This window comes from Kitasatospora sp. NPDC007106, from assembly GCF_040634455.1.
GTDB classification, from domain to species: Bacteria; Actinomycetota; Actinomycetes; order Streptomycetales; family Streptomycetaceae; genus Kitasatospora; species Kitasatospora arboriphila.
In genome coordinates, this window is record NZ_JBEYFP010001396.1 from 1 (window position 1) to 1,141 (window position 1,141).

General features: G+C 74.3%; 1 protein-coding gene. It reads right to left on the bottom strand.

What is annotated here, in order from left to right; genetic code table 11:
* Window positions 1-53 precede the first annotated feature (53 nt).
* Entirely contained in the window at window positions 54-1,055 is a 1,002-nt protein-coding gene (locus ABZ641_RS38765; RefSeq protein WP_359989402.1) for a transglycosylase SLT domain-containing protein, read from the bottom strand.
* Window positions 1,056-1,141: the final 86 nt, after the last annotated feature.

The window sequence follows — 1,141 nt, forward strand, 5'->3', positions numbered from 1 at the left end:
CCGGGTTCGGCGCCGCGACGGCCGTGACGCCGTGCTGCGTCGTGCTGAGCCCGTCAGTAGGGGCCGTTGACGTTGTCGATGGAGCCGTAGAAGTGTGCGGCGTAGTTGCAGGCCGCGGTGATGTTGGCGACCGGGTCGTAGATGTCCGTGGACGTGCCGGGGACGTGGTACGCCTGGAAGGTGGGGTCGATGACCTGGAGGAGGCCCTTCGAGGGGTGTCCGGCGGCGGCGTTGGAGTCGGTGAGGTTGATGGCCTGCGGGTTGCCCGACGACTCGCGCATGATGTTGCGGTAGATGCCGTCGTAGCTGCCCGGGATGTGGTTCTCGGCCATGACGGCCAGTGCCTGGTTGATCCAGCTGTCCAGGTCGCCGGTGGCCTTGGTGGTCGGGGCCGCGGTGGCGGCGGTCGCCGGGACGGTCGCCGCGGTGGACGGGGACGTGGCGCCGGAGGGCGACGTCCCCTGGGTGGCGCCGGTCCCGCTTCCGTACGTGCTGTGGGCCTGCCAGGTGCTGCTCCCGGAGGATCCCGTCCAGGTGTGGGCAGTGGGGGAGCTCCCGCTCCAGGAGCGGGTGGACGTGTGGTCGGCGGTGGCCGGGGTGGCGGAGGCGGTCGTCGTCGTGCTGTGGGTGGCGGTGGTGGTCGGGGGGGCCGTCGTCCGGGCCTGGGCCGTGCGGGCCGGTGCGCTGGTCGCCGGTGCGGTGGTCGCGGGGGCGGTGTGCGAGGAGTGGGCGGCGGTGTGCGTGTGGCTCGTGCTGCGCTGGGTGGGCAGAGCCGAGTGCTTGGCGTGGGAGCCGGTGCGCTGCGCGGGGATGGCGCCGGTGGTGCGGTGGGCTGCCGCGGTGGCCGGCGTCGACGTATGTGTGCTCCAGGCCGTCGGTTCGAGCTGAGGAGTCTGGCTTCGGGCCGTGGCGGCCGTGCCGGCGCCGCTGGAGTGGCTGGGGGCGGCGTTGGCGGTGGTGACCGCGACGGCCGCGGTGGCCAGGGCTGCGGTGGTGATCCACCGGCCGGAGAGAAGGACGGCGGGTACGCGGCGGGGGCGGGCGTGCTTCGGCATGGGGACTCCGGTACACAGACGGCGACAGGTCGCACGGGCGGGGGCGGGGGACGGTCACGGCGCGCGCGAGCGGGGGCAGGGCGCGC